The 5,411-nt window shown below is 59.1% G+C and carries 6 protein-coding genes and 1 pseudogene; 1 reads left to right on the top strand and 6 read right to left on the bottom strand.

Annotated elements, in window-relative coordinates:
* Positions 1-871, top strand: an 871-nt coding sequence (locus tag QVO43_RS08535) for a hypothetical protein (RefSeq protein WP_288174816.1), incomplete at its 5' end; no start/stop codon positions are given.
* On the opposite strand, the gene QVO43_RS08540 is transcribed toward QVO43_RS08535, so the two are convergent.
* From QVO43_RS08540 to QVO43_RS08565, 6 genes and pseudogenes are all read right to left on the bottom strand, one after another.
* The gene (locus tag QVO43_RS08540; RefSeq protein WP_022488108.1) at positions 868-1,383 is read right to left on the bottom strand and encodes a hypothetical protein; all 516 of its coding nucleotides are present in this window, start codon (positions 1,381-1,383) and stop codon (positions 868-870) included. The two genes, QVO43_RS08535 and QVO43_RS08540, sit on opposite strands and share 4 nt — an antisense overlap.
* A gap of 27 nt (positions 1,384-1,410) precedes the next feature.
* Positions 1,411-2,211, bottom strand: coding sequence for a hypothetical protein (locus QVO43_RS08545; protein ID WP_022488109.1), 801 nt, complete (start codon positions 2,209-2,211; stop codon positions 1,411-1,413).
* A 14-nt stretch (positions 2,212-2,225) separates the two neighbouring features.
* Positions 2,226-3,221 carry a hypothetical protein gene (locus tag QVO43_RS08550; RefSeq protein ID WP_022488110.1) on the bottom strand — a complete coding sequence of 332 codons (996 nt, stop codon included), beginning with the start codon at positions 3,219-3,221 and terminating at the stop codon, positions 2,226-2,228.
* 12 nt (positions 3,222-3,233) lie between these two features.
* Positions 3,234-3,995 carry a TPM domain-containing protein gene (locus tag QVO43_RS08555; protein WP_022488111.1) on the bottom strand — a complete coding sequence of 254 codons (762 nt, stop codon included), beginning with the start codon at positions 3,993-3,995 and terminating at the stop codon, positions 3,234-3,236.
* A gap of 10 nt (positions 3,996-4,005) precedes the next feature.
* The gene (locus QVO43_RS08560) at positions 4,006-5,115 is read right to left on the bottom strand and encodes a TFIIB-type zinc ribbon-containing protein (protein ID WP_022488112.1); all 1,110 of its coding nucleotides are present in this window, start codon (positions 5,113-5,115) and stop codon (positions 4,006-4,008) included.
* Positions 5,116-5,133: 18 nt separating this feature from the next.
* A pseudogene (locus QVO43_RS08565) lies at positions 5,134-5,411 on the bottom strand (SPFH domain-containing protein); the annotation flags it as partial.

A 5,411-nucleotide genomic window follows, 5' to 3' on the forward strand; every position in this document is an offset into this window, starting at 1 on the left:
GTTCCCGGTGGTCCACACCAGCCAGGATACCCAGCTGAAATTCATGATCGAAGACAAACGGAACGACAAGGACCACACCCAGGACCACCATCCCACCCTGTCCCGGGCCTATCTCCAGCACGAAAACAGCCACACCAAATGGGAACTGGGCCGGTTCAACCTGTATCTCATGGACGGGAATGTCATCGACAAACGGGTGGACGGAATCCGTACCAGCTTTGGGAAGAATACGGATCCAGGCGGCCGGATCACCCTGTTTGCCGGCCAGACCACCGGAAATGACAACCTGCACCGGAAGACCGGCTGGTTTGCCCTGGAAGAAAAGCAGCTGGGAAAGCTGAACCTCCGGTCCGCCTTCCTGGATTTCCGGACCCGCCAGTCCCTGCCTGCCAGCCTGCCGGCCCTCCAGCAGCTGGGACTGGAACCGGGGGCCAGCGGCACCGGGTTCGACCGGCAGCAGATCTGGACCACCCGGCTGGAATACCAGCCCCGGGACCGGTGGCTTTTCGACCTGGAACTGCTGGGGTCCAAAGGCTCCCATGGCCAGGACGGATACCGGGAACGGAAAGCCGGCTTTGTGGCTGCGGTGACCTATGGGGAACTGGATGAACGGAAGGGCGGCACCTGGGAAACCTGGCTCCGGTACTATGACCAGCCCCAGTCCAGCATCCTGTACCATACCATGGACGGGGATACGGGATTTTTCCAGCGTCAGGGGTTCCGGGGTTGGGGCATCCGGATGGACTATGTGGTAGTCCCCGGCCTGGTCTGGGCCCTGGAAGGGTTCCGGCTCCAGAACAAAAAAGCAGGACCCTTCACCCGGGATTTCCGGGAGTGGGTCCTGGGGACCAGCGTGACGGCGTATTTTTAACCAAACCCTTCTTTGAGCCCCGCATAGTTCTCATAGCTGTCCCGCAGCATATGGATGACCTGGGCGGGGTCTTTTTGCAGCCAGTCCTGCCGCTTTTCCGGCATGATGGTGAACCAGGCCGGAGCTCTCAGGAGATTGTTCAGGGATCTGTACAACTGCTGTTCGGGGATTTTCTTCAGTTTCCCGGTCTCTGGCTGTACCTCATAGCCCTGTTCCCTGCCCTCTCCTTCGGCATTGACCAGGATTTCCAGCTGCCCGTTCCAGTCCATATCCAGCACCGCAAGGTTCACCATGCCCTCCCATCTGGGGACCCGGTCCCACTGTTCCCGGTTGGCCAGAAGGATCTGGAGCTGGTACCGAAGAGCACCGGGGGCCAAGGGCCGGGGTTCAGAGACACCGCCGGGCCACTCATGTCTGTGGGGAAGGTCCCGTTCACAGGCCAGAGCCGGAGCTGCTCCCAACAACAGAACGAGCAGTCCCCAGGCGGCACGTTTTTTAATGGATCCATCCATTGTTCCCCCTCCCTTCTTCGGCTCTCTTTACCTTTCAACCATCTGGCTCACGGTTCCTCCTGCCAGGTCCATATCATTGATCCTTCCCTGGACATTCTTGAAGGTACAGTCGATCAGTTCCAGCCGGGACTGGGCCACGGCGAAAAGGGGGAGATTGGTGCTGGTGTCTTTGAACAGGGTCTGGATGATCTTCATATCCCTGCACTCGATGGCATTGATCAGGCCATAGGTGCAGCTGCGGATCACACTGTCCCGGAGGGTAACGCTTTCACAGCCCAGGGCTTCGTACCCATAGGTCCCGCACCCGTACAGGTCCAGATTTTCCAGCCTTGCGTCCTGCACCAGATCCAGTTTCAGTACGGCTCCGCTGCAGCGGCCAGCCTGCAGGGAATGGCCGACCCGGAGATGGGCCAGCCGGAAGTTCTGACAGTTCCGGAAATGCAGCACCGGAGTATAGGGATCCTCTGTTACGATTTCTGCCGTGATCTTCTCCGTATCCTGGCCCCGGATGGTGAGATCCTGGAATCCGGCCAGCTCCAGGTCCTCATAGGCCATATACAAGCCTGGAGGGCTGAGGGGATTCCATGGGAATCTGTGGATCACCTGCTCCGCAGCGGTGCTGGCCAGCCAGGTGGACAGGTTGTAGCGGCCTGGTGCCAGGATGACTTCCGTATGGTCATCCAGGGCCTCCATCATTTCCTGTACATTGTGGACCAGGACGGTTTTCCGGGGAGCAGCAAAACCCCCGGCCGTCAACCCCAGAACCAGGACCAGACACAGCAGCAGAGCCCGTATCAGGTCCGTCCATAATTTACCGATCCGTTTCATCAACTGTCACCTCCCTATTCCTCCCGCACCACCAGGCTGCCGTCTTCTCCGCTGAGCTGGAGGATCTTCCGATGATACCCCTTCCGGTCGTAATAGGACAGGCCGGTGGCCCGGGCCGTCCCTTCCAGATTTATGGGGTAGTTGTATCGGGTACCCGGTTCCAGGTTCCCCAATGGTTCATCCGTTTCCACCTGCCAGGTCACCTGACCGCTGTCACTGACCTCCGCCACCTGGAGGGTGAGCAGGTGCACATCCTCCAGGGTCTCTCTGGGAATCACCGTCAGCAGGGGTTCTCCGAACTCGCCGGGCTGAATCAGGGAAAATTCCACGCTCCCTTTGCCCCACCAGGCCAGGGACTGCCAGGACAGCGTTTCCACCTTGCCCATCCGTTCTTTCTGAAGTTCGAAGAACTGCCCCGGTGTCATGGCCTGTTTCTTCGACAGAGCTCTGTCCGGGACTCCATGGTTGTTCCAGTACACTTCCTCCTTCTCCTCAACCGGGTCCCAGTTGGTGAAGGTACAGCTTTCGCACACCAGGTTCCCGTCCCCGTCCAGATGGTACTCGCCCAGGATGGAAAGCCCCGCGCCTCCGGCCCCCTGGTTCAGGAACCGCCCGTTTCCCAGATAATACCAGGCGTCCCGGTACCAGCCGCTGAACACCCGGTGGGGCCGGCCCTCCCGGAGGGTGAACAGGTTGGTGATCCTGTTGTCCTGGCCCGTCAGCAGTTCCGGCTCCCCGTTCCCGTTGCAGTCCAGCAGCTGGTACTTCACCTGTTCCAGCCCCTGGGCCGGGGACAGTTCCCGGATTCCCTCCCAGACAGCCACCAGGTCCTCCCGGTCCTCTCCATAAGAGTCAGGGTCTCTGCCTCCCTGGATCATATCATACAGGGTGTCCAGTTCCCGGCCATAGATTCCTTCTCCGCTGGAAGCTCCTGCCAGGACCGGCAGACCAGTAAGAAAAGCCATGAGGCACAGACAGGCCAGCGGCCTCCAAATGTCCTTTCTTTCCATGGCTCCTCCTTTTCAGAACTTTCCGCCGCCGCCCCCATGATCCTCATCGGTACTGTCGGCCTTGGCGTTTTCGCGGCTCTTCTTCGGCTTACGATGGACCGTCATGTACAGGTAGTTGTCCGCATTTTCTTCCAGCTGGAAGCTGTCCCGGTCCAGATAGACCCCGGCTTCCAGAGCCGGCATCACATTGTTCATCTGGCCGATGAGGATCCGGCGCACCAGGAATCCGATGCCCAGGGACACCGCCGCCCCAATGGCCAGGGCCAGGGGATTGAAGGCGTCGGCCGGATCATAGGGTTTGCCTTCTTTCTGGTAGTAGGCCAGCAGTTCATCCGTCCCTTTGGCAAACTGGCCGAAGGCTTTCGGATAGTTGTTCTTTTTCAGGGCCGGCAGGAATTTTCCGCTGAGGGCCTTGATGCCGGCTTTGTCGGTGATCATTTTCCGCATGCCGTTGTCGGTGGAAATGTACCAGTCCCGTTCCTTCATGGACAGGAGCAGTACCATATTCCCCTTGAGCCTGCTGTCTTTGATCTTGTCCAGCAGTACATTGGCGAACTCTCCGGTTTTTACGCCTCCGGTGCTTTTCACCGTGACCACCGCCAGCCGTACCTGATATTTCTGGTTCACCTGGTCCAGGGACTGCTGGAGGACTTTCTCTTCCTGGGGCCGCAGGAGATCAGCCTGATCCAGCACCAGGGCAGAGGCTGCCGATGCGGAAACGGCCATGCCCACCAGAAGCACCAGGAGTGCCAGGATGCGCAGTAACTTCTTCATGATGACCTCCTTACGTCAGAAACATCTTTGCCACAAAATACAGCGCCGGTGTGAGGATGGCCGCCACAGCCCCCATGATCATCAGGGATTTCTGGTTGTCATAGGGCAGTGTCCCCACCATCTTCCCGGTCTGTCCGTTCATCATAAAGGTGTAGGGTTTGTCCTGATACCGGGTGGTCAGGATCCACACCGGAGCCAGGGCATAGGCCACCTGGTCTTCTTCCTTCCGGACCACGCTGTCCTTGAGGATGGTCCGGTCATAGCCCCTGGCCTTGACGGTTTCTTCCAGCACCCCTACGGCGGACCGTTCCACCCGTTCATCGGCCCGGGGCACGGAAGCTTCCGCATCCACATCGTATTTATCCGCCAGGAAACCGGTGAGATAGGCCGGGCTGAAGGGCACCATCTGGGAATAATCGAAGGGTTCGATGCTTTCCATGTAGGTATCGTCCATTTTGCTGGACCCATCCACCGGAATCTTGTGGAAACTCATCCGGCCGCTGCGGATGCACTGGAACACCCGGGTTTCCGTAATGATCTCATCGCTGGTTTCCATCACATTGTCGTCTTCCCCCTGGAAGTCGGCACTGGCATGGATCTTGGAATCAAAGAGCCAGAAGGGCACGTACATGGGCTGGATGTCCTGGATCCGGTTGTTGGCCGTAAAGGCCGCCGGCAGCAGGCGCTTGCCCTTGTAGAATTCCTTCAGGGCCGCCACTGCATCTTCTTTGGTCTTTTGGAAGGGGATCACGTAATCCGGCTTCAGCATGCCGCTGAACCGGTTGGGAAGCATGGTGGGATTCCCGCAGTAGCAGCATTCGGTAGCCAGGGTGTTTTCGTCACAGACGATTTCCGCCCCGCAGGCGGAACAGGTGAAGGCTTTCAGGATGGCAGCTTCTTCCGTGCTCCATTCCTTGCCCGCCATTTCCGTATTCCAGCGTTCTTCTTTGGCCTCCTGGGCCGCTGCCGCCCGTTCCTGCTGCCGGGCAAAGAGGGCTTCCATCTGTGCCACGTCCAGTTTGGTATCGCAGTAGGGGCAGACCACCTGGCTTGCCCCCGGCTGGAATTCCAGGGGCCCGCCGCAGTTGGGACACTTGTAGGCAACAGAGGTATCGGTCATTTTCACTCACCTCCTGTTTCAGGTCTTGTCGTTGTCGTCAAAAGGATCTCCGCACTGGGGGCAGAATTTCGGGGGATGATGGGGATCGGGGGGCTGCCAGCCGCATTTGTCACAGCGGTACAGCGGTGCATCCTCCGGTTTTTTGGCTCCGCAGTTCATGCAGAATTTTCCCTGGTTCACCGTGCCGCAGCCGGGGCAGGTCCATCCCTGGGGCTGGGCTTCCGGTTTGGGAGCGCCGCATTCCATACAGAACTTCCCGGTATTCCCTTTGTGGCCGCAGGCGCAGTCCCAGGTCC

Origin of the sequence: Acidaminococcus sp. CAG:542 (genome assembly GCF_000437815.1) — a bacterium.
GTDB lineage: Bacteria > Bacillota > Negativicutes > Acidaminococcales > Acidaminococcaceae > Acidaminococcus.

Excerpts from the sequence above, each read along its gene's own strand:
- QVO43_RS08540 (WP_022488108.1), bottom strand. The coding sequence starts at position 1,383 with ATGGATGGATCCATTAAAAAACGTGCCGCCTGGGGACTGCTCGTTCTG.
- QVO43_RS08545 (WP_022488109.1), bottom strand. The coding sequence starts at position 2,211 with ATGAAACGGATCGGTAAATTATGGACGGACCTGATACGGGCTCTGCTG.
- QVO43_RS08550 (WP_022488110.1), bottom strand. The coding sequence starts at position 3,221 with ATGGAAAGAAAGGACATTTGGAGGCCGCTGGCCTGTCTGTGCCTCATG.
- QVO43_RS08555 (WP_022488111.1), bottom strand. The coding sequence starts at position 3,995 with ATGAAGAAGTTACTGCGCATCCTGGCACTCCTGGTGCTTCTGGTGGGC.
- QVO43_RS08560 (WP_022488112.1), bottom strand. The coding sequence starts at position 5,115 with ATGACCGATACCTCTGTTGCCTACAAGTGTCCCAACTGCGGCGGGCCC.